We start from the raw sequence: 1369 nt of genomic DNA on the forward strand, positions 1-1369 counted from the left end.
GGCGAGGAGTTTGTGGTGGTCACCCTGGGCCAGCAGGGCGCCACCACGCCGACCCCGGTCACCGTCACCGACTTTGAAGGAAAAACAGGCTCCAGCTCCGTCGCAGTGGGCGCGAGCAGCTACAAAATTTGTAGCAACTACCGACTCGGCGAAGTTCGTGTCGAAGGCAGCTGCAACGGCCGTCCGTTCACGGCGCAGGTCGAACGCGGCAGCCTGGCGGGCAAAAACCCGCTGACGATTCGCGTCTCGCACAACGGCACGCAGATTGACACGCTGGTGCTGTCAAAGCGCGCTGCTGCGCTTTACACCCTGATGCCTTACAAGACGCCGCCTGACATGAGCCGTTTTGTGCTATCGCCGATGCCCGGCTTGCTGGTCGAGGTATCGGTGCAAGCCGGCCAGAAAGTGCAGGCCGGTGAGCGCGTGGCCGTGATTGAGGCGATGAAAATGGAGAACGTGCTGTTTGCGGCCGCCGACGGCGTGGTCAAATCGATTGCGGCGAGCAAAGGCGAATCGCTGACCGTAGATCAAATAATTGTGGAGTTTGTGTAATGAGCAAGGCAACTTTTCCCGCTGAACAAGCGATATCGCAGACGATCACCCTGCATCGGCCCGCCAAAGCGGCACTCGGCGGCCCCTGGACGGTTCAAGCCGTGCAGGAATTGCTGGAGCGCCCCTTGATGGATTTACTGTTTGAGGCGCAAACCGTGCATCGCCAGCATTTCCCGGACGGCGACATTGAATTGGCCACGCTGCTGTCGGTTAAAACCGGCGGTTGCTCGGAAAACTGCGGTTACTGCCCGCAGGCAGCCGAGTACGACACCGGCGTCACGGCCAGCAAGCTCATGGGCGTGGACGAGGTGCTGCGCGCCGCGCAGGCCGCCAAGGATGCGGGTGCCACGCGCTTTTGCATGGGTGCCGCCTGGCGTGCGCCCAAGGACCGCGACGTGGAGAAGGTGGCCGAGCTGGTCGAGGCGGTCAAGGGCCTGGGCCTGCAAACCTGTGCCACGCTGGGCATGCTGGAGGCGCATCAGGCCAAGCAGCTCAAGGACGCCGGGCTGGACTACTACAACCACAACCTCGACACCGCGCCCGAGTACTACAAGGAGGTCGTGGACACGCGTACCTACCAGGACCGGCTCGACACCCTGGCCCATGTGCGCGACGCAGGCATCAGCGTGTGCTGCGGCGGCATTGTGGGCATGGGGGAGACGGCGGTGCATCGCGCCGGGCTGATCGCCCAGCTGGCCAACCTGGCCCCCTACCCCGAGTCGGTGCCCATCAACAGTCTGGTGCGCGTGCCGGGGACGCCGCTGGCGGACGCCGCGCCGATCGATCCGCTTGACTTTGTGCGCGTGATCGCCGTGGC

At 64.0% G+C, this 1369-nt stretch carries 2 protein-coding genes; both read left to right on the forward strand.

Annotated features, from left to right (window positions below):
- The coding region (locus tag B3V69_RS11940) for a biotin/lipoyl-containing protein (RefSeq protein WP_296446814.1) at positions 1-552 on the forward strand (552 nt) is incomplete at its 5' end.
- On the forward strand, positions 552-1369 hold an 818-nt coding region (gene bioB / locus B3V69_RS11945), incomplete at its 3' end, for a biotin synthase BioB (protein ID WP_296446816.1). The genes B3V69_RS11940 and bioB, both read left to right, overlap by 1 nt.

The sequence above is a fragment of the Rhodoferax sp. UBA5149 genome (genome assembly GCF_002413825.1).
GTDB lineage: Bacteria > Pseudomonadota > Gammaproteobacteria > Burkholderiales > Burkholderiaceae_C > Rhodoferax.